1 pseudogene is annotated in these 583 nt (G+C 79.8%); it reads right to left on the reverse strand.

From position 1 onward, the window contains the following. Window positions 1–583: pseudogene (locus J7E97_RS23230) on the reverse strand (hypothetical protein); the annotation flags it as partial.

Consider the following 583-nt stretch of genomic DNA (forward strand, 5'->3'; position numbering starts at 1 on the left):
CCGAAGCCGGACCCGCAGCCGGACTCGGTGCCTGAGTCGCGACCCGTGGTTTCCTCCTCGCCCGCTGCGCACGGCTGCGCCGGCGTGGCGCAGTCGGGGAGGGCGGTGGCGCAGACGCGGACGGCGATCCGCAGGCACAGGAGGTCCAGGTGGGCGGCGAAGACCTCGGCGCGGGAGGGGCACCCAGAGGTGACACCGGCCGCTCGAACCTCCGCGAGCAGCCGCAGTGTGAGCGGGTGCCGGGCGTCGGCCCCCGTGACCGCGCCGGCCGGGATGCCCAGCCGGGCCCGGGCCAGCGCGGCCTCGTCCGGGGTGAAGTCCCCGATCGGGAGCGCCGGCGGCAGCCGCCGGGCCGGCCGGGCCGGGGTGTGCAGCAGCTGCGGGGGGTACAGCCTGCCGGCCGGCTCCCAGTGCTCGGGCCGGGCGGCGACGACCAGTCCGGCTCCGGCCGACCGGAGCCAGGCGGCGGTGGCCCCGGTCCACGGGCCGAGGCCGTGCGCGAGCCGCGGCGGCATCTCCTCCGGGGAGTCCAGGACGACGAGCAGGGGCCGCCCGGCCGCGGCCGCCACCAAGGCGGCCGTCG

Origin of the sequence: Streptomyces sp. ISL-66, assembly GCF_018614135.1 — a bacterium.
Taxonomy (GTDB): domain Bacteria; phylum Actinomycetota; class Actinomycetes; order Streptomycetales; family Streptomycetaceae; genus Streptomyces.